Raw genomic sequence first — 19,645 nt, 5'->3', positions numbered from 1 at the left:
CCATCGCCGCCCTGATCTCGATGAGCCAGGGCCGCCAGAATCGCCACAGTGGAGTAGAGCCCGGTAAGGATGTCGGTCAAGGCCACACCCACTTTTACCGGCCCAGCCCCCTCATCACCCTCAGGTCGCCCAGTCAGGCTCATCAGACCACCCAGGCCCTGGATCATGAAGTCATAACCCGCGCGCTTGGCATAGGGCCCGGTCTGACCAAAACCGGTGATAGAACAGTAGATCAGCCGCGGATTGACGGCCTTGAGCGACTCATAGTCCAGACCGTAAGCCGCCAGCCCACCCACCTTGAAGTTCTCGATGACGATATCCGACTTGGCAGCCAGCTCACGCACCAGCTGCTGCCCCTCTGGGCGAGTGAAGTCGATGGTCACTGACTGCTTGTTACGGTTGGCCGACAGGTAATAGGCAGCCTCCGTGGTGTTCTCGCCATAGGCATCTTTAAGGAAGGGCGGCCCCCAGGCGCGTGTATCGTCACCATTACCCGGACGCTCGACCTTGATGACCTCGGCCCCCAGGTCCGCAAGAATCTGCCCGGACCAAGGCCCGGCCAGTACCCGCGATAAATCCAGTACCCGCAGATGCGATAACGCGCCCATGGTCGCTCTCCTATTAATAGAACGCCTGGATACCGGTTTGCGCACGCCCGAGAATCAGCGCATGCACATCGTGAGTACCTTCGTAGGTGTTGACCACCTCCAGGTTCACCAGGTGACGAGCAATACCGAACTCATCGGAGATCCCGTTGCCGCCCAGCATGTCACGGGCCATGCGCGCGATATCCAGGGACTTGCCGCAGGAGTTGCGCTTCATGATCGAGGTGATTTCCACCGCCGCAGTCCCTTCATCCTTCATCCGCCCCAGGCGCAGGCAGCCCTGGAGGGCGAGGGTGATTTCGGTCTGCATGTCCGCCAGCTTCTTCTGGATCAGTTGGGTTGCCGCCAGAGGACGACCGAACTGCTGGCGATCAAGGGTGTATTGACGTGCGGTGTGCCAGCAGAACTCCGCAGCCCCCAAGGCGCCCCAGGAGATGCCGTAACGCGCCGAGTTCAAGCAGGTAAAAGGTCCTTTGAGCCCACGCACATCCGGGAAGATGTTTTCTTCCGGCACGAACACGTTGTCCATGACGATTTCGCCGGTGATCGAGGCCCGCAGGCCGACCTTGCCGTGAATCGCTGGTGCACTCAGGCCCTTCCAGCCTTTCTCCAGGACAAAACCACGAATGTCGCCGGCATCATCCTTGGCCCAAACCACGAATACATCAGCAATCGGGCTGTTGGTGATCCACATCTTGCTACCAGTCAGGCTGTAGCCACCGTCCACTTTGCGTGCACGAGTAATCATCGCACCCGGATCAGATCCATGGTTCGGCTCGGTCAGACCAAAGCAGCCAATCCATTCGCCGGACGCCAGTTTCGGCAGGTACTTCTGCTTTTGCGCCTCGGTACCAAACTCGTTGATCGGCACCATCACCAGGGACGACTGCACGCTCATCATCGAGCGGTAGCCGGAGTCCACTCGCTCCACTTCACGAGCGATCAGGCCATAGCACACATAATTAAGGCCGCTGCCGCCGTACTGCTCAGGAATGGTAGCGCCCAACAGGCCGACTTCACCCATTTCCCGGAAGATGGCCGGGTCGGTCTTCTCATGGCGGAAAGCTTCCAGAACCCGTGGTGCCAGCTTGTCTTGAGCGAACTGCTCGGCACTGTCGCGGACCATGCGTTCTTCTTCGGTGAGTTGCTGGTCCAGCAGAAGGGGATCGATCCAGTTGAAGCTTGCTTTACCGCCCATGAGTAAATCCTCGTGAAGTAGGTCAACTATCGTGGAACCGATCCTAGGCCTACGGTGCGCCCCCAGGCAAACGAGGATTTCGCATAGTGTTGTGCTAATTTCTCACTTCGTAATGGCCTAAACCGCTTTTTACAGCATTCATTAGTGAGATTGCCGTACATGCGCAGAAAGATCCCCAGTACCGCCGCCTTAATCAGCTTCGAAGCCGCGGCACGTCATGAGAGCTTTACCAAGGCAGCCCAAGAGCTTTCCCTAACCCAGGGTGCGGTCTGCCGACAGATCGCCAGCCTTGAAGAGTTCCTCGGGCTGGAACTTTTCCGGCGTTCACGACGGGGAGTCAAGCTCACTGAGGCCGGGCTGTCCTACAGCCGCCGGGTCGCTACACAACTGGACGCAGTGGAGCGCGACACACTTTCAGTGATGGGCCAGCGGGGGGCCAACGTCATCGAACTGGCAGTGGTTCCGACCTTCGGGACGCAGTGGTTATTGCCACGCCTGAAGGATTTCCAGCAGCAGCACCCCGAAGTCACGGTCAACCTAACCAACCGCACGCGCCCCTTCCTCTTTGCCGACACCCCCTTCGACGCTGCCATCTACTTTGGCGACGCCGATTGGTCGGGTACCCAGTCTCACTGGCTGATGGGCGAAAACCCGATGCCGGTGTGCAGCCCGGCAATGCTCGGCAAGCAGCAAGAGTTGAGCGCCGAGGCCATAGCCGAACTGCCCCTACTGCAGCAGACCACGCGGCCTTATGCCTGGCGGCAGTGGTTCAACTCACAGCAGCTGAATATCCCCCGCGACATGACAGGCCCGCGCTACGAGCTATTCTCCATGCTCGCCCAGGCCGCCATGCACGACATGGGTATCGCCTTGATTCCGCCCTTCCTTATCCAGCGCGAGCTGGCCGAAAAACGCTTGGTCATTGCCAACCCCCAGGCACTCTCGAGCATCAAGGCGTATTACCTGATGATTCCCGAACGCAAAGTGGAATCGGCCTCTTTACGGGCTTTTCGCGACTGGCTGGTGAACCAGGCAAACAGCTACAACCTTGAAAAATAAAGGCTCATAGCCAATAACTGACCCCGTAGTCAAATAAATTAGAACCCTACAGATATAACTATTTGTCGCATTTTCACAGACTGTACCGACACCTTGAACAATCGTTCTACAAGCGCCTAACCACGCGGCTTGTAGGGTTTATTCAAGGGCAATGTAAGACTATTCATGTCACGGATGAGAAAAATCTTATTTTCCATAGCAAAGCCTTGAAAGGCACGGCTTACAAGGCTTTAACCTGGTACGTTGCGACATTCGGTCACGGGGTGACTTGTAGTTAATTTTCCGTCACTAGTCAGAATCCCTTGAAGGCCTCAAAGTTCGCCTGCAAAATGCCGCGCCCCGCTGTGATTTCAGCGGGATCGTGCTGATCGGCCGCCCCAGCCGCACCCTCCGAAGTGCGCTGGCCTTCTAAGAAAGATCGAAAGCAATAAGATCAAGCAGGAGATTTGACGTGCACATTGGTGTTCCTCTCGAAACCCAGACGGGTGAAACACGGGTTGCTGCAACCCCGGAAACCATCAAGAAGCTGATCGGCCAGGGTCATAAAGTCACTGTGCAAAGCGGCGCCGGTATTAACGCCAGCGTGGTCGACAGCGCCTATGAAGCGGCAGGAGCCACCATTGGCAGCGCCAACGATGCCTTTGGCGCCGAGCTGATTCTCAAGGTCGTGGCGCCCAGCGACAGCGAACTGGCGCTGATCAAGAGCGGCACCGTGCTGGTGGGCATGCTCAATCCGTTCAGCAATGACACCATCGCCAAGCTGGCCGAGCGCGGGATCACCGCCTTCGCCCTGGAGGCCGCACCCCGCACCTCCCGGGCCCAGAGCCTGGACGTGCTGTCGTCCCAGGCCAACATCGCCGGCTACAAGGCCGTGCTCCTGGCTGCCCACTACTATCCGCGCTTCATGCCGATGTTGATGACCGCCGCCGGCACGGTGAAGGCTGCCCGGGTGCTGATTCTCGGCGCCGGTGTTGCCGGCCTCCAGGCCATCGCCACGGCCAAGCGCCTGGGTGCGGTGATCGAAGCTTCGGACGTGCGTCCGGCAGTGAAGGAGCAGATTGAATCCCTGGGCGCCAAATTCGTCGATGTGCCTTACGAGACTGACGAAGAGCGCGAGTGCGCCGTCGGTGTCGGCGGTTACGCGCGCCCCATGCCGGCCAGCTGGATGCAGCGCCAGGCTCAGGCCGTGCACGAACGCGCTAAGCAGGCCGATATCGTCATCACCACCGCGCTGATTCCGGGCCGCAAGGCGCCGACCCTGCTAAGCGCCGACACCGTGGCCCAGATGAAGCCCGGTTCGGTGGTCATCGACCTGGCCGCCGCTCAGGGTGGCAACTGCCCACTGACCGTAGCGGATCAGGTAGTGGTCGAAAACGGTGTAACCATCGTCGGCCCGACCAACCTGGCCGGCGCAGTAGCTGCAGATGCCTCGGCGCTGTACGCCCGCAACCTGCTGGACTTCCTGAAGCTTGTCTTCACTAAAGAAGGGCAGTTCGAAGTCAACCTCGAAGACGACATCGTCGCCGCGTGCCTGATGTGCCGCGACGGCCAAGTCATCCGCAAAAACGCCTAAGCAGGGATTCAGACGATGGAAGAGCTTATCTCCCCCGGTATCTACAACCTGATCATCTTCGTGCTGGCGATCTATGTCGGTTACCACGTGGTCTGGAACGTTACACCCGCACTGCACACGCCCCTGATGGCAGTGACCAACGCCATTTCCGCGATCGTCATCGTCGGCGCCATGCTGGCTGCCGCCCTGACCGTGACCCCGTTGGGCAAGACCATGGGCACCCTGGCCGTGGCCCTGGCTGCGGTCAATGTGTTCGGCGGCTTCCTGGTCACCCGTCGCATGCTGGAAATGTTCAAGAAGAAAGCGCCCAAAGCCGTGAAAGAAGAGGTGCAGAAATAATGAGCATGAACCTGGTAACAACCCTCTATCTGATCGCCTCGGTGTGCTTTATCCAGGCGCTCAAGGGCCTTTCGCACCCGACCACGTCCCGCCGCGGTAACCTGTTCGGCATGCTGGGCATGGCCCTGGCGGTACTGACCACCATCGGCCTCATCTATAAGCTGGGCGCGGAACTGGCGACCGCCGGCATCGGCTACGTCATCGTTGGCCTGCTGATCGGTGGTACCGCCGGTTCGATCATGGCCAAGCGCGTCGAGATGACCAAGATGCCGGAACTGGTGGCCTTCATGCACAGCATGATCGGCCTGGCCGCGGTATTCATCGCCATTGCCGCCGTGGTCGAGCCTCAGTCCCTGGGCATCGTCAAGCACCTGGGCGACTCGATTCCCGCCGGTAACCGCCTGGAGCTGTTCCTTGGCGCAGCCATCGGTGCCATCACCTTCTCCGGTTCGGTGATCGCCTTCGGCAAGCTGTCGGGCAAGTACAAGTTCCGCCTGTTCCAAGGCGCACCGGTACAGTTCGCCGGGCAGCACAAGCTCAACCTGGTACTGGGCCTGGCCACCCTCGGCCTGGGCGTGACCTTCATGGTCACCGGCAACCTCGGTGCTTTTGCCCTGATGCTGGCCCTGGCCTTCGTCATGGGCGTGCTGATCATCATCCCGATCGGCGGTGCCGACATGCCAGTAGTAGTGTCGATGCTCAACAGCTACTCGGGCTGGGCGGCAGCGGGGATCGGCTTTTCCCTGAACAACTCGATGCTGATCATCGCCGGCTCCCTGGTGGGCTCCAGCGGTGCAATCCTCTCCTACATCATGTGCAAGGCGATGAACCGTTCGTTCTTCAACGTGCTGCTGGGCGGTTTCGGCAACACAGCCGATGCCGGCGGCCCGGCAGGTTCGAAGGAAGCACGCCCAGTGAAATCCGGTTCAGCCGACGATGCGACCTTCCTGCTGACCAACGCCGATACCGTGATCATTGTTCCCGGCTACGGCCTGGCGGTAGCACGCGCCCAGCACGCGCTGAAAGAGCTGACCGAGAAGCTGACCCACCGCGGCGTGACCGTGAAATACGCGATCCACCCGGTAGCGGGGCGCATGCCCGGCCACATGAACGTCTTGCTGGCCGAAGCCGAAGTGCCTTACGACCAGGTGTTCGAGATGGAAGACATCAACTCCGAGTTCGGCCAGGCCGACGTGGTGCTGGTGCTGGGCGCCAACGACGTGGTCAACCCGGCGGCGAAGAACGATCCCAAGTCGCCGATTGCCGGCATGCCGATCCTCGAGGCTTTCAAGGCCAAGACCATCATCGTCAACAAGCGCTCCATGGCCAGCGGCTATGCCGGCCTGGACAACGAACTGTTCTACCTGGACAAGACCATGATGGTCTTCGGCGACGCCAAGAAGGTCATCGAAGACATGGTCAAAGCCGTCGAATAAAGCTGCTGTAGCGCAATACCCAAAACCTCAGCCTTTAGTAGGCTGGGGTTTTTTATTTACTCCATAAAACCGACAGAAGGCTCTAGATCAGGGCCTTTCATTCGACCTTTGTCGCGCGGTGTTTTTTTTTGAAATCACTAGACTGCGCTTCTTGCTTCCGTTGCCCGAGATAACAATCCATGTACCGTGATCGTATCCGCTTGCCTTCGTTGTTGGATAAGGTGATGAGCGCCGCTGACGCTGCCGCTCTGATTGAGGACGGCATGACCGTCGGCATGAGCGGCTTCACCCGCGCCGGTGAAGCCAAGGCCGTGCCCCATGCCCTGGCCGAACGGGCCAAGGTAACGCCACTGAAAATCAGCCTGATGACCGGCGCCAGCCTGGGCAACGACCTGGACAAGCATCTCACCGAAGCTGGCGTGCTGGCCCGGCGCATGCCGTTCCAGGTGGACAGCACCCTGCGCAAGGCGATCAACGCCGGCGAAGTGATGTTCATCGACCAACACTTGTCGGAAACCGTCGAACAACTGCGCAACCAGCAGCTCAAGCTGCCGGACATTGCAGTGATCGAAGCTGTCGCCATCACTGAACAGGGCCATATCGTGCCGACCACCTCGGTGGGCAACTCCGCCAGCTTCGCGATCTTCGCCAAGCAGGTGATCGTCGAGATCAACCTGGCGCACAACCCGAACCTGGAAGGCCTGCACGACATCTATATCCCGACCTATCGCCCGACCCGTACACCGATTCCCCTGGTAAAGGTCGACGATCGCATCGGCAGCACGGCGATTCCGATCCCTGCGGACAAGATCGTCGCCATCGTCATCACTAATCAGTCGGATTCGCCGTCCACGGTTTCCACCCCGGACAGCGAGACCCAGGGCATCGCCAACCACCTGATCGACTTTCTCAAGCAGGAAGTGGATGCCGGGCGCATGAGCAACAAGCTCGGCCCGCTGCAGGCCGGTATCGGCAACATCGCCAACGCGGTGATGTGCGGCCTGATCGAGTCGCCATTCGAGAACCTGACCATGTACTCCGAAGTACTGCAGGACTCGACCTTCGACCTGATCGACGCCGGTAAGCTCAGCTTCGCCTCAGGTAGCTCCATCACCCTGTCGAGCCGGCGCAACGCCGACGTGTTCGGCAACCTGGAACGCTACAAGGACAAGCTGGTGCTGCGTCCGCAGGAGATCTCCAACCACCCGGAAGTGGTGCGCCGCCTGGGCATCATCGGCATCAACACCGCGCTGGAGTTCGATATCTACGGCAACGTCAACTCCACCCACGTCTGCGGCACGCGGATGATGAACGGCATCGGCGGCTCCGGCGACTTCGCCCGCAACGCACACCTGGCGATCTTCGTCACCAAGTCGATTGCCAAGGGCGGGGCGATTTCCAGCGTGGTGCCGATGGTCAGCCACGTGGACCACACTGAGCATGACGTCGACATCCTGGTGACCGAGATCGGCCTGGCGGACCTGCGCGGCCTGGCGCCGCGGGAGCGGGCCCGGGTGATCATCGACAACTGTGTGCATCCTTCCTACCGCGACGCACTGAATGACTACTTCACCAAGGCCTGCGCCCTGGGTGGTCACACGCCGCATATCCTGCGTGATGCCCTGAGCTGGCACATCAACCTGGAAGAAACCGGGAAAATGCTCGCCGAGTGATTGATACAGTTGGCAGCTGACGCAAACACAGTTTCGTCAGCTTGCCGACCGCTCGCCAGAGACCGTCAAAAACTGTACTGCTGTACCGGTATTTTCCCCGCCTAAAACCACTTATCTCCCATCAAAAAGCACCTCAATGCACCATAAAGGTGCTGACAGGTACAGTTGCGCCTTTTCCGAACAGTACAGCCCCTATAAACAGTTAACTGGTCCTTCACAATACAGGTGAACTGTATCTACAGAGTCTTGCGCGGGAAGAGGATCATGAGCACCAGTTAAACCACTACCTGATCCCGCCACAAGCGGAAGGATGTCAACCATGGAACGTACACTCAGTTCCGAACTGTTCTTCGAAGACAAAGCTGAAAAAACCCAGGCTTCCCTGCCTCTGCGCGTTATCGCCAACCTGATGCTGTGGCAGCGCCGCATCTCCAGCCGCCATCAACTGGCTCGCCTGGATTCGCGTCTGCTGGCCGATGCCGGGATCAGCGAAGCACAACGCTACGAAGAGCTGAGCAAGCCGTTCTGGCGCTAACGCAGCGTCGCTGGCCCTGACCCACCGGGTCCACTGCCAGCACCCCGAATTGCACACAACAAGACCCGTCGCGGGAAACCGCGACGGGTCTTGTCGTTCTGGCTGCGGAAAACGCACTACACAGCTGAAATACAGCCCGCTTCATCGCGACAGGTACAGTTTTATAAAAAATAACAATTAACCAGTACAATTTAGCTCGAGTGTATCTGTATCACCGCATCGAACCGCCGCACCATGAGGTTGCAGCCAGATCATCGCTCGGCTGCTCACGGAGGCAAGCATCATGCGCTCGTCCCCAGGCACCAACCTTCACTGCACGCCCTTCAAGCGCTGGCTCAAGGCGCTCGCCAACACACGGGAGCGGGCCCGCACCCGTCACTTGCTGGCACAAATGGATGAACGACAACTCTCGGACAGCGGCATCAGCCACAGCGATCGGGCAGCGGAACTGCACAAACCCTTTTGGCGCTGAGGCCTGCTGCAACGCTGTGCGAATGGGGCCGCTGAGCCTAATATCTGAGGCGACGTGGCGATTTTCATTCGAACTGCGTCAGAGCAATCAGACACAGCACCTCGCAGTGGCTGCCCGGCGTCTCACTCAGCGCCCTTAAATTGTCTGTTCATTCACAGGAGTTACCCATGTCCCGTCTCCGCCTGCTCAGCGCCGCCGCCCTGCTGGCCCTGGCTGCCAATGCCCACGCCACCAGCCTGATCGTGACCACCGACGCCATTGTCGGCGCGCTCAAGGCCACCACCGACGCCACCTCCGATGCCACTTCTTCCCTGCGTGACAACAAAATTGTCCGTGCCGCCCGGGATGATGCCGCCAGTTTCGTCGCCACCGACGGCGCCATTCGCGGGGTAAAACTGGAAAGCGCATTTGCCCACATTCGCCAGCAAGCGCCTCAGTTGCAGGCCTCTGATGCACAGCTGGCCCAGGCCATCCTGGCAATCTGAAGCGTCTCGGTTTCAGGTGCCCCGGCGCACCTGAAACCCTCTGCGCTGGTCCTTCAAGGGGCATTGCGCTAGCCTTGGCGCTGGTTTTCAGCTGTCGAGACTCTTGGGTTTGTTCCGTATTTCGCTTTCCGCTCCCGTATTGATCGCCGCCTGTTGGGCCGGTTCGGTGCAGGCATTCGACCTCACCACCCAAAGCCTGGTTGTCACCGTCTATGCGACAGGCCAGGTGACCTCGGCGCCCTTCGACCATAAACTGCTGCTTGCTGCCCAGGATGACGCCGCTGCCTTCGTGGCAACCGACGGCCAACTGCGCGGCGCCCGCCTGGAGTCTGCGCTGGAGTACCTGCGCCAGGACCCGGCAAAACTTCATGCCAGCGACCTTGAACTGGCGCAGGCAATTCTCGTCCAATAACCATCCCTGTTCTTCCGGAGTCGTTCCATGCGTAGCCCGCTGATTGCCGCCACCCTTGGCCTGCTGTTGTTGGCCGACGTGGCCCAGGCACACACCCTGGTGGCCACCAGTAACATCATCGTCCGCGCCTCCGGCCGCACGATCGATTTCACCTCGGACACCACCACTTCGATCCGTGACTCCAAAGTCGTGCGCGAAGCCCACGACGATGCCGCCAGCTTCGTCGCCAGCAACGGTGATATCCGCGGCGCGCAACTTGAAGCGGCGTTCAATGCCCTGCGCACGCAGCTGCCAGAAGCCCGCGACGCCAGCGACCAGGTGCTTGCCGAAGCCATCCTGGCCCTGTGAAACCACTCCTAGCCTGGCTGCTGGCCGGGACCCTGGGGCTGCTCTGCGGCACCGCCCAGGCCGACCTGCAACTGCGCCTCAAGACCGATGGCTTGAGCCCGGCGCAGCAACACGCCAGCCAGGCGCTGCTGGATGAAGCGATGCAGGCGTTGCCGCCGCGTTTCATCCAGCAACTGGATCGCACCATTGATGTCGGCTGGACCGACCGAATGCCCGACAACGCCTATGGCGAGGCATCCCTGGTGTCGGAACTGGACCTCAACCGAGCCTTGCTGCCCAGCCTGACCGACGGCTCCGCCGCCACCCAGAAGACCAGCCGCCCCCATGGCACCGTGCGCCGGGAAATGCTCGCCACGGTACTCCATGAACTGACCCACATTTATGATCGCGCGCGTTTGTGGCCCGGTGCCGAGCGCAGCCTGATCCAGCGCTGCACCCGCAAGAACAGCACCTCCGGGCTGATCGGCCTGCCGGATGAGTGTCGCGGCCAGAATGACCGGCGCTTCACCCTCAGCGATGATCCACGGCTGCTGGATCTGGCCGGTTGGCCGCAATACGTCGGCCGCCGTGGCGAACGCGAGCAGCACAACCGTCAGGTCGCCCGCAGCCCGGACATCTACGAGATCACCAACCCGAAGGAATTCGTCGCGGTGAACATGGAGTACTTCCTTCTCGATCCGAGCTACGCCTGCCGCCGCCCGGCGCTGTACCGCTATTACCAGGAGCATTTCGGCTGGGCGCCGGCCGCCAAGGACAGCTGCGCCAAGTCCTTCGCCTTCCTCAACGCCGGCAACGACTTCGCCAAGACGCCCCTGGGGCAGGTGGACCCGGAGCGGGTCTACGCGGTGGACTACCTGCTGGCCGAAGCCAACCAGAACTGGGTCAGCCGCTGGGGCCACAGCATGCTGCGCCTGGTGATCTGCGCCCCGAGCCGCCCCCGCGGGCCGGATTGCCGGCTGGACCTGGACCAGCACCTGGTGCTGTCCTACCGCGCCTTTGTCGGTGACGTGCAGCTCTCCAGCTGGGACGGCCTGGTGGGCAAGTACCCTTCGCGGCTGTTTGTCCTGCCGCTGTCCCAGGTGATCGACGAGTACACCAAGACCGAGCTGCGCAGCCTGGCCTCGGTGCCGTTGAAGCTGTCACGCAGCGAGATCGAGGAAGTGGTGGAGCACGCCGCCGAGATGCACTGGAGCTACGACGGCAACTATTACTTCCTGTCCAACAACTGCGCGGTGGAAAGCCTCAAGCTGCTGCGCAGCGGCAGCAATAACAAGCAACTGATCGGCCTCGACAGCATCATGCCCAACGGCCTGCTGGAAGTGCTCAAGGGCAGGGGGCTGGCGGACACCAGCGTGCTCGACGACCCACGCGAGGCACTGCGCCTGGGGTATCGCTTCGACTCCTTCCGCGACCGCTATCAGGCGATGTTCGAGGTGATCAGGAAGCACTTGCCGATCAAGCAGGCCAGCGTCGAAGACTGGCTGTCGCTGAGTGCCGAAGAACGCCGGCACTGGTTCGACCAGGCCGACTTGCGCACCAGCGCTGCCTTGCTGCTGCTGGAGCAGGCCAGCTATCGCCGGCAACTGCTGCTGGCCCAGGACGAGGTCAAGCAGCGCTACCTGGGGGCTCGCGAGCTGAAAAATGGTGGTATGGAGCAGGCCAACAAGACCCTGCAGCAGATCCTCGCCAACAGCGGCTTCCTCAGCCGCCCGGCAGAATTGCTGGGCAGCGGCGGCTACGGCCTGCCTCAGCCCGCTGAATGGCAACGCCTGGAGTCCGAGAGCAGCCAGCGGCAGAAGCAACTGCAATCCTTGACCGGTGACCTGGACAAGGAAGTGCGAGCCCTGCTGGAACCGGCCCGAGCGGCGGAAATCGCCGCCAACGAGGCCAACCTGAAGCTGGTGGGCGAGCATCTGCGGACGCTGCACAAGGCGGCAGGCGGGTTGGAACTGCCGTAGCGCTGCCAAGCCCGCGAGGCTGCAAAAAGGACCGAAGGGCCTTGCTGGGCGGCCTTGAGAGCCTCGCGACCGCTGCGCGCTCGTGCGCAGCCTGCGGCAGCGGCTACAGGGTTTCCTGCGGCTCTTGCGGCAGGTGCTCGTCCAGATGCACCCAGGGCAGGCGGCTGTCGGTCCAGATATGCCGGTCTGCAGGCGCCAGTTCCGGGTGATCCAGGGTGGCGATGGTGACATCGATGCTGTCTGGGCTCAGGTGGGTGATCAGCGCCAAATGAGCACCACAGTTACCGCAGAAATAGCGCGCACAACTTCCAGATGAGTCGTACCGGGCGGGAACGCCTTCCAGCCATTCGAAAGCCGAGGCGGGCAGCGTGATCCAGGTGGTCACCAGACCGCCACTGACCCGGCGGCAGATCGAGCAATGGCAGTGGGCGATGTCCCGCAACGGGCCGCTGAACTGGTAACGCAGCCGCCCGCAGTGGCAACCTCCGGTGTGCAACTCTCTCATGTGCATGTCTCCCTGGCGCCGATAGCCATCACTTTATGCCGCCGGTCGCCTGCTGCAACATCCGTTCGTTCCTTTCAGCGACGAAAGCTGGCTGAAAGCTTCCCCCATTAGGATCGCCTCCACTACCGGCAACAGACCGGTTGGCCACAGCGGGCGTTTCTCGCGCTCCCGGCCCTATTAACAACAACAATGGTGATTCTGATGTCCGCTCCTACCCGCCTGTTCGCTGCAACTCCTCCCGTACGCCTCGTGCTTGCCGTTCTGCGCTGATCCCACCCGGTTCGCCATTCCCTAGCCGCGCTACGCCTGGAGTAATCCCATGCTGACTTTCCTTGGCTTTGCCATGGTCATCACCTTCATGTTCCTGATCATGACCAAGCGCCTGTCGGCGCTGATCGCCCTGATCATCGTGCCCATCCTGTTCGCCCTGTTCGGCGGGTTCGCGCCGAAGATCGGCCCGATGATGCTCGAAGGCATCACCAAGCTCGCGCCCACCGGCGTGATGCTGATGTTTGCCATCCTCTACTTTGCCTTGATGATCGACTCCGGCCTGTTCGACCCGGCCGTGCGCAAGATCCTCAAGCTGGTCAAGGGCGACCCGCTGAAGGTCTCGGTGGGCACTGCGGTACTGGCCCTGGTGGTGTCCCTAGACGGTGACGGCGCCACCACCTACATGATCTGCGTGGCCGCCATGCTGCCGCTGTACAGCCGCATCGGCATGAGCCCGCGAATCATGGCCGGCCTGATCATTCTCGCCGGCGGGGTGATGAACATGACCCCCTGGGGCGGCCCGACCGCCCGCGCAGCCAGCGCCCTGCACGTGGACCCGTCGGACATCTTCGTGCCCATGATCCCAGCCATGCTGGCCGGCGTGGTGGCGATCCTGGTGATCGCCTACATGTACGGCAAGCGGGAAAGGGCGCGCCTGGGTGAACTGCACCTGGCGGGCGACGAGATCGACCACAGCGAGATCAGCGTGTCGCAGTACCCCGACGCTCGTCGGCCCAAGCTGATCTGGTTCAACGGCGCCCTGACCTTCGCCCTGATGTGCACCCTGATCGCCGGCCTGTTGCCGCTGCCGGTGCTATTCATGGTGGCCTTTAGTATCGCCATGATCGTCAACTATCCCTGCCTGCAGCAGCAGAAGGATCGGGTCGCGGCCCACGCCGGCAGCGTGCTGGCGGTGGTCGGGCTGATCTTCGCGGCGGGCATCTTCACCGGCATCCTGTCCGGCACCGGCATGGTGGATGCCATGTCCAAGAGCCTGCTGGCGGTGATCCCGGAAGCCCTGGGGCCGTACCTGGCGGTGATTACCGCGCTGGTGAGCATGCCGTTCACCTTCTTCATGTCCAACGATGCCTTCTACTACGGCGTGCTGCCGGTGCTGGCCGAAGCCGCCAGCCACTACGGCATCACCGCGGTGGAAATGGCCCGTGCGTCGATCGTCGGCCAACCCGTGCACTTGCTCAGCCCGCTGGTACCCTCGACCTACCTGTTGGTGGCCCTGGCCGGTATCGAGTTCGGCGATCACCAGCGCTTCACCCTCAAGTGGGCAGTGCTGGTCTGCCTGTGCATAATGTTCGCCGCTTTGCTGATGGGGATTTTTCCGCTGTTCAGCACTCTATAAAAGCAATGCTTCTGCGCCCGGGCCGGCCTCACGGCCCGGGCTATAACACTCGCTCAAAGGAATACACATGGAATGGCTGACCAACCCGGAAATCTGGGTTGCCTTCTTTACCCTGACTGCCCTGGAGATCGTCCTGGGCATCGACAACATCATCATGATCTCGATCCTGGTCAGCCGCATGCCCAAGCACATGCAGGCGCGCACGCGGATCTTCGGTCTGGCGTTGGCGATGGTCACGCGCATTCTGTTGCTGCTGTCGATCACCTGGGTCATGCGCCTCACGGCCGATCTGTTCGTGGTCTTCGGTCAGGGCATTTCCGGGCGTGACCTGATCCTGTTCTTCGGTGGCCTGTTCCTCCTGTGGAAAAGCTCCCAGGAGATGTACCACGCCCTGGAAGGCGAGGACGAAACCATTGATGAGCCCAAGGGCAAGGGCGGCAACTTCCTCTACACCATCATCCAGATCGCCATTATCGACATCGTCTTCTCCCTGGATTCGGTGATCACCGCCGTGGGCATGGTTTCCCATGTGCCGGTCATGGTGGCGGCCATCATCGTCGCGGTGCTGGTGATGATGCTGGCGGCCGGGACCATCAGCGAATTCATCGACAAGCACCCGTCGCTGAAAATGCTCGCGCTGTCCTTCCTGCTGGTGGTGGGTACGGTCCTGATCGCCGAAGCCTTCGAAGTGCACGTGCCAAAAGGCTACGTCTACTTCGCCATGGCCTTCTCCCTGGCGGTGGAAGCCATCAACATCAAGATGCGCACCGCCATCGCGAAAAAGAAAAAACAGCAGGACCCGGTGAAACTGCGCAAGGACGTTCCTGGTCAATAATCCGGGAATGCGCTGAATGGAAAAGGGGCTCTCGGGCCCCTTTTCTGCGTCTGCAGGAAGCTGTTTTCATGACAGTTTTGTTTCAATCGCCGGTTTGGCTATGCGATGCTGGCGCCTCGTGCGTTAGCCAACTACAGCTTAAGTACATAACGTAGAACGTCGCGCAACAACGTCCACTCGCCCCGCTTGGGGCACTTCACCCCAGGGGGGGCCTCTATGCTGACCCTGCTCAATCTGCTTTCCGCCGTGGCCCTGCTGATCTGGGGTACGCATATCGTCCGTACCGGCATCCTGCGGGTCTACGGCTCCAACCTGCGCCACGTGATCGGCCAGAACATGGCCAGGCGGCCACTGGCGTTCATTGCCGGGATCCTGGTCACGGCCATGGTCCAGAGCAGCAACGCCACGGCGATGCTGGTGACGTCCTTTGTCGGCCAGGGCCTGATGGCACTGACCCCGGCGCTGGCCACCATGCTCGGCGCCGACGTCGGTACCGCGCTGATGGCCCGGGTACTGACCTTCGACCTGTCCTGGCTGTCGCCGCTGTTGATCTTCCTCGGGGTGATCTTCTTTCTCTCGCGCAAGCAGACCCGCGCCGGCCAGCTGGGCCGGGTCGGCATCGGCCTGGGGCTGATCATCCTGGCCCTGCAACTGATCGTCGAAGCCGCGGCCCCCATCACCCATGCCCAGGGCGTGAAGGTCCTGTTCGCCTCGCTGACCGGCGATATTCTCCTGGATGCGCTGATGGGTGCGGTGTTCGCCATGGTGTCCTATTCCAGCCTGGCGGCGGTGCTGCTCACCGCGACCCTGGCCGGCGCCGGGGTCATCAGCCTGCCAGTGGCCATCGGCCTGGTGATCGGCGCCAACATCGGCAGCGGGGTACTGGCCTTCCTCAGCACCAGCATGCAGAACGCCGCCGGGCGCCAGGTCGCGCTGGGCAGCCTGCTGTACAAGCTCATCGGCCTGCTGCTGATCATCCCGGTGCTCGACCCACTGGCCCACTGGATGGACAGCCTGGACTTCAGCCCCCAGGAAGTGGTGATCGGCTTCCACCTGCTGTACAACACCGCCCGCTGCCTGTTGCTGCTGCCCACTGTCGGCCCCATGGCCCGGCTCTGCGCCTGGCTGCTGCCGGAGCGCCCCCAGGAAAACGGCCGCGCTCGCCCGCGGCACCTAGACCCAACCGCCCTGGCCACGCCGAGCCTGGCCCTGGCCAACGCCGCCCGCGAAACCCTGCGCATCGGTGACCTGATCGACAGCATGCTGGAGGCGATGCGCGACGCGCTGCAGGGCAAGCAGACCGCCATCACCCAGGAGCTGCGCGCCCTCAGCGACGACGTCGAAGCGCTGTACAGCGCCATAAAGCTGTACCTGGCGCAGATGCCCCGGGAAGACCTCAGCGACCAGGACAGCCGGCGCTGGGCCGAAATCATCGAACTGGCGTTCAACCTCAAGCTGGCCAGCGATCTGATCGAGCGCATGCTGCGCAAGGTCCAGCAGCAGAAGACCTCCCAGCGCCGCTCCTTCTCCGAGGTTGGCCTGGAAGAGTTGACCGGGCTGCACGCGCAACTGATCGCCAACCTGCGCCTGGGGCTCTCGGTGTTCCTGAGCGCCGACCCCGAAAGCGCGCGCCAGCTGCTGCGGGAAAAACGCCGTTTCCGCGCCCAGGAGCGGCGCCTGGCCCACGCCCACGTCAGCCGCCTGCAACGCAAGATCGTCCAGAGCATCGAGACCAGTTCCCTGCACCTGGAGCTGATCGCCGATATGAAGCGCCTCAACTCCCTGTTCTGCAGCAGTGCCTACGTGGTTCTGGAAACCTCGGACACCGGCGCGCTGGAGGTCGAAGAGATGGCTGACATCACTCATTCACCCTGAACGTCCACAGTCCCACGAAGTCTGTAGAACTTACGCACGCCGTAAGGAAGCTTGTTATGCGTTGTCTGTTATTCGCCTGCCTGTTGCTGGGCAGTGCACAAGGATGGGCCCTGGATCGTTTCCAGGTCGAAGGCTACACCCTGCCCAATGGCCTGCAACTGCTGCTCAAGCCCGGCAGCGAACGCGGCCACGTGGCGATCCGCCTGGTGGTGGGAGTGGGCCTGGACGACTTCGCCTGTGCCGACAAGGAGTTGCCGCACCTACTGGAACACCTGCTGTTCAGCGGCGTGGATGACAGCGGGGAAGGCGGCCTGGAAGAACGCATGCAGGCCCTGGGCGGCGAATGGAATGCCTACACCAGCAATGCCGACACCACCTTCGTCATCGAGGCCCCGGCGCGCAACCAGCGCAAGGTCCTGGACCTCTTGCTGTCGCTGCTGACCCATACCCGCCTGGACGACAACGCCGTGGCCGCCGCCAAGCAAGTGGTGGAACGCGAAGGCGGGGGTCACTATTCGCACCTGCAACGCTGGCTCGACCGCCAGGACCTGGGACACAAGGCAGGCAACCAGCTGGCGGTGGAACTGGGGCTCAAATGCGCCGAACGCGCCGAGGTCGGGAACCTGACCCTGGCCCAGCTGGAGCAGGTACGCAAGGACTGGTACGCCCCCAACAACATGACCCTGATCGTGGTGGGCGAGCTCGATCGCCTGCTGCCGGCCTACCTGGAGCGCACCTACGGTGCCCTGGAGCCGGTGGAGCCCAGCGAACACCCCGACCTGCCGCAGATCCAGGGCAGCGCCGCCCCTGAGCGCACCCTGGTCCATGGCTGGGTAGGGCAGAGCGCGCAACTGCACTGGCTGTTTCCCGAGCCTGTGCTGGACCAGCAGCACGACGAGACCTTCGACCTGCTCAAGGACTACCTGGACTGGGCGCTGTATCGCCAACTGCGTCTTGAGCACGAATTGTCCTACGGCCCCTGGAGTGATCGGGAAGTCTTCGGTGGCGTGGGTTTTCTCAGCCTCAATGCCGACCTTGAGCGCAACGACCTGCCCCAAGCCCGGCAAGTGGTAGAGCAGCTCAAGGCACGGCTGCTCAAGGACGGCCTCGACCCGACCACCTTCGCCCGCCTGAAACAGGCTGCCATCGATCGCCAGGCCTGGGCCGTGCAGGGCAACAGCGCCCTGGCGGACTATTACTGGAGCGCCCTCGGGGACTTCGACAACGGCCGCTTCAGCGACCCGGCCAAGCGCCTGAAAGCAGTGAGCCTGGAGCAGGCCAACCTGGCCCTGCGCCAGCTGCTGCAGCAGCCGGGCTACCTGCGCATCGAACAACCGCTGCTCAGTGACGAACAACTGCTCTGGCTGATCGGCGGCCTGCTAGCCCTGGTCCTGCTCGGCAGCTTCGGCGTCTACCTGCTGCGCCGCCGGGCCCGCTGACCCATGGCCAGGGAGCTTGCTCCCGCCGGGCCGCGCAGCAGCCCCAGGGACAGGGCAATGCAATCACCTTGGCCGGATTACCTCGCCAGCGCGTGCGCATCTGAGCAAGCTCCCTCGCCACGGACCGCCGCCGACGTTATCCTGTCGCGGTTTTTCCTGCCCTGACTGTGATCCCCCCGATGCCGAACCTGACCCTCCTTATCCAGCGCATTCTCGAACTGATGAAGCGCTATCCGGGGATCATTGCGCTCGGCGGTTTCATCTCCGGGGTCGGCAGCTTCATCCTGGTGGACCGGCAACAGAGCCTGGCCTCGTGGATCGCCGTGATCCTGCTGGTGAGCTGGGTCTGGCTGATGCTGGAGAACAGCCTGACCCAGCTGTTCACCAAGGTCTTCAAGCGCGAGATCCCGCAGCCGCTGCTGCGCTATGCGACGCAGATGATCCACCAGGAAAGCCTGTTCTTCGTCCTGCCGTTCTTTTTCATCACCACCAGCTGGAACAGCGGCCAACTGGTGTTCACCGGCCTGCTCGGCGCCGCGGCGCTGATTTCCATCACTGACCCGCTGTACTACAAATGGCTGGCCCCGCGCCGCTGGCTGTTCCTGGCGCTGCACACCCTGACCCTGTTCGCCGCCTTGCTCACGGCCCTGCCGCTGATCCTGCACCTGACCACCGCCCAGAGCTTCAAGCTGGCCCTGGGCATCGCCATGCTCCTGTCCTTTCCGAGCCTGGCCTCGATCCTGCCGATCCGCAGCCTGCGCAGCGCCCTGACCGTGCTGGCCATTACCCTGGCCATCGGCAGCACCGGCTGGCTGCTGCGCTCCTGGGTGCCGCCGGCCACCCTGTGGCTGACCGAGGATGCCATCAGCACCCAGCTCCAGGATCGCACCCCGGGCGACAGCCTGGAGCAGATCAGCACCGCCCAGGTAAGCAGCACCGGCCTGTACGCCTACACCGCGATCAACGCCCCCCGGGGCCTGGACGAGCGCATTTACCACGTCTGGCAATTCAACGGCAGCGAGGTGGATCGCGTCGCCCTGGACATCCATGGCGGGCGCAAGGAAGGCTACCGTGCCTGGTCCCACAAGCAGAATTTCCCCGCCAACCCGGCGGGCGACTGGCAGGTGCGGGTGATCACCGAGGACGGCCAGGTGATCGGCGTGCTGCGCTTCGAGATCACCGCTCCAGATCAAGACGCGGCCAAGACCGGCGAGGCAAAGTAACCGGGATCGTGCTATTACGTAGCACTGCGAAATGGCCACACAAGCTCG

Annotated in this window: 19 protein-coding genes (1 of these 19 only partly in view); 16 read left to right on the top strand and 3 right to left on the bottom strand. The window is 62.0% G+C overall.

From position 1 onward, the window contains the following. On the bottom strand, nucleotides 1-608 hold the start of the coding sequence (locus tag ABCR88_RS00630; RefSeq protein ID WP_350023447.1) for a CaiB/BaiF CoA-transferase family protein. The gene continues 613 nt to the left of window position 1, outside the view; 608 of the gene's 1,221 nt are visible here — the first part of the coding sequence; its start codon is at nucleotides 606-608; its stop codon lies off the left edge, out of view. Between the two features lie 13 nt (nucleotides 609-621). Then, entirely contained in the window at nucleotides 622-1,803 is a 1,182-nt protein-coding gene (locus tag ABCR88_RS00625; protein WP_011058503.1) for an acyl-CoA dehydrogenase, read from the bottom strand. Between the two features lie 159 nt (nucleotides 1,804-1,962). Here ABCR88_RS00625 and ABCR88_RS00620 point away from each other — a divergent pair, with 159 nt between their 5' ends. The 11 genes from ABCR88_RS00620 (at nucleotide 1,963) to ABCR88_RS00570 (ending at nucleotide 12,093) form a co-directional block, all read left to right on the top strand. Then, nucleotides 1,963-2,862 (top strand): LysR family transcriptional regulator, encoded by a 900-nt coding sequence (locus ABCR88_RS00620; RefSeq protein WP_350024162.1) that lies wholly within the window; start codon nucleotides 1,963-1,965, stop codon nucleotides 2,860-2,862. A 451-nt stretch (nucleotides 2,863-3,313) separates the two neighbouring features. Further along, a complete protein-coding gene (locus ABCR88_RS00615; RefSeq protein WP_350023446.1) occupies nucleotides 3,314-4,435 on the top strand; it encodes a Re/Si-specific NAD(P)(+) transhydrogenase subunit alpha in 1,122 nt (373 codons plus the stop codon). Nucleotides 4,436-4,450: 15 nt separating this feature from the next. Next, nucleotides 4,451-4,774, top strand: coding sequence for an NAD(P) transhydrogenase subunit alpha (locus tag ABCR88_RS00610; RefSeq protein WP_005783507.1), 324 nt, complete (start codon nucleotides 4,451-4,453; stop codon nucleotides 4,772-4,774). Continuing rightward, nucleotides 4,774-6,210, top strand: coding sequence for an NAD(P)(+) transhydrogenase (Re/Si-specific) subunit beta (locus tag ABCR88_RS00605; RefSeq protein ID WP_041115026.1), 1,437 nt, complete (start codon nucleotides 4,774-4,776; stop codon nucleotides 6,208-6,210). Before ABCR88_RS00610 ends, ABCR88_RS00605 begins: the two co-directional genes overlap by 1 nt. Before the next feature lie 179 nt (nucleotides 6,211-6,389). After that, on the top strand, nucleotides 6,390-7,883 hold the full coding sequence (locus ABCR88_RS00600) for an acetyl-CoA hydrolase/transferase family protein (RefSeq protein WP_350403957.1): 1,494 nt from the start codon (nucleotides 6,390-6,392) through the stop codon (nucleotides 7,881-7,883). Between the two features lie 319 nt (nucleotides 7,884-8,202). Continuing rightward, on the top strand, nucleotides 8,203-8,418 hold the full coding sequence (locus ABCR88_RS00595) for a DUF1127 domain-containing protein (protein WP_011058498.1): 216 nt from the start codon (nucleotides 8,203-8,205) through the stop codon (nucleotides 8,416-8,418). A gap of 283 nt (nucleotides 8,419-8,701) precedes the next feature. Continuing rightward, a complete protein-coding gene (locus ABCR88_RS00590) occupies nucleotides 8,702-8,890 on the top strand; it encodes a DUF1127 domain-containing protein (protein WP_350403956.1) in 189 nt (62 codons plus the stop codon). A 167-nt stretch (nucleotides 8,891-9,057) separates the two neighbouring features. After that, a complete protein-coding gene (locus ABCR88_RS00585; protein WP_011058497.1) occupies nucleotides 9,058-9,375 on the top strand; it encodes a DUF2388 domain-containing protein in 318 nt (105 codons plus the stop codon). 103 nt (nucleotides 9,376-9,478) lie between these two features. Next, the gene (locus ABCR88_RS00580) at nucleotides 9,479-9,787 is read left to right on the top strand and encodes a DUF2388 domain-containing protein (protein WP_011058496.1); all 309 of its coding nucleotides are present in this window, start codon (nucleotides 9,479-9,481) and stop codon (nucleotides 9,785-9,787) included. Nucleotides 9,788-9,814: 27 nt separating this feature from the next. Continuing rightward, a complete protein-coding gene (locus ABCR88_RS00575; protein ID WP_011058495.1) occupies nucleotides 9,815-10,135 on the top strand; it encodes a DUF2388 domain-containing protein in 321 nt (106 codons plus the stop codon). After that, nucleotides 10,132-12,093, top strand: coding sequence for a DUF4105 domain-containing protein (locus ABCR88_RS00570; protein WP_350403955.1), 1,962 nt, complete (start codon nucleotides 10,132-10,134; stop codon nucleotides 12,091-12,093). The genes ABCR88_RS00575 and ABCR88_RS00570 overlap by 4 nt, the downstream gene beginning before the upstream one ends. A 103-nt stretch (nucleotides 12,094-12,196) precedes the next feature. Here the strand turns inward: ABCR88_RS00570 and ABCR88_RS00565 are convergent, their stop codons facing one another. Then, nucleotides 12,197-12,598, bottom strand: a complete 402-nt coding sequence (locus ABCR88_RS00565) for a GFA family protein (protein WP_019095626.1) — start codon at nucleotides 12,596-12,598, stop codon at nucleotides 12,197-12,199. 319 nt (nucleotides 12,599-12,917) lie between these two features. Here ABCR88_RS00565 and ABCR88_RS00560 point away from each other — a divergent pair, with 319 nt between their 5' ends. From ABCR88_RS00560 to ABCR88_RS00540, 5 genes are all read left to right on the top strand, one after another. Next, nucleotides 12,918-14,225 carry a CitMHS family transporter gene (locus ABCR88_RS00560; protein WP_041115015.1) on the top strand — a complete coding sequence of 436 codons (1,308 nt, stop codon included), beginning with the start codon at nucleotides 12,918-12,920 and terminating at the stop codon, nucleotides 14,223-14,225. 67 nt (nucleotides 14,226-14,292) lie between these two features. Continuing rightward, complete coding sequence (locus ABCR88_RS00555; RefSeq protein ID WP_011058491.1) at nucleotides 14,293-15,060, top strand: TerC family protein; 768 nt, start codon at nucleotides 14,293-14,295, stop codon at nucleotides 15,058-15,060. A gap of 216 nt (nucleotides 15,061-15,276) precedes the next feature. Then, entirely contained in the window at nucleotides 15,277-16,935 is a 1,659-nt protein-coding gene (locus ABCR88_RS00550; protein ID WP_011058490.1) for a Na/Pi cotransporter family protein, read from the top strand. A 56-nt stretch (nucleotides 16,936-16,991) separates the two neighbouring features. Further along, nucleotides 16,992-18,374, top strand: coding sequence for an insulinase family protein (locus ABCR88_RS00545; protein WP_350403952.1), 1,383 nt, complete (start codon nucleotides 16,992-16,994; stop codon nucleotides 18,372-18,374). Nucleotides 18,375-18,553: 179 nt separating this feature from the next. Next, nucleotides 18,554-19,597 (top strand): DUF5924 family protein, encoded by a 1,044-nt coding sequence (locus ABCR88_RS00540; protein WP_015633662.1) that lies wholly within the window; start codon nucleotides 18,554-18,556, stop codon nucleotides 19,595-19,597. Nucleotides 19,598-19,645: the final 48 nt, after the last annotated feature.

It is taken from the genome of Pseudomonas sp. W17, assembly GCF_040268305.1.
Taxonomy (GTDB): Bacteria; Pseudomonadota; Gammaproteobacteria; order Pseudomonadales; family Pseudomonadaceae; genus Aquipseudomonas; species Aquipseudomonas protegens.
The sequence above is the reverse complement of the archived record's forward strand: the minus strand, read 5'-3'. Positions and strand labels throughout refer to the sequence as shown.